Annotated in this window: 1 protein-coding gene; it reads left to right on the plus strand. The window is 64.8% G+C overall.

All coding sequences use genetic code 11. From position 1 onward, the window contains the following. The coding region (locus tag AC1DF3_RS37070; RefSeq protein ID WP_478142824.1) for an IS66 family transposase at positions 1 to 501 on the plus strand (501 nt) is incomplete at its 5' end. Positions 502 to 565: the final 64 nt, after the last annotated feature.

Raw genomic sequence — 565 nt, forward strand, 5'->3', positions numbered from 1 at the left:
AAGAGCGCTGTCGCTGAGGAGGCGCTGCGTCGCATCGCGGAGATCTACCGCCTCGAGCGAGAGCTGTCGGCGCTGACGAGCGATGAGCGGCTGTCGAGAAGATGCAGCCATGCGAAGCCACTGTGGGCGGACCTGCATGCATGGCTGCAACTGGAACGAAGCCGAGTGCCCGACGGCAGCTCGACCGCCAAGGCCTTGAACTACAGCCTCAACCACTGGGAGGCGTTGACGCACAACCTGCTCGACGGYGACGTGAACGTCGACAACAACAGCCTGGAAAACCTGATCCGTCCGTGGGCGGTCGGRCGTCGAGCATGGCTGTTCGCCGGCAGCGCGCTCGCTGGTCAGCGTGCCGCGATAGTGATGAGCTTGGTGCAGTCGGCAAAGCTACACAGGCACGATCCGTGGGCCTACCTCAATGATGTCCTCACCCGGCTGCCCACGCAGCTGAACAGCCGCATCGACGAACTGCTTCCGCACAACTGGCACCCCGCGCGCTGAGCACGTCGCCGCTACCGCGGCGATCCTCGTCCGCCCGTCAACTATGGGACGGCCAGCCGCTTAC

Source organism: Variovorax sp. 10N432 (assembly GCF_056394465.1).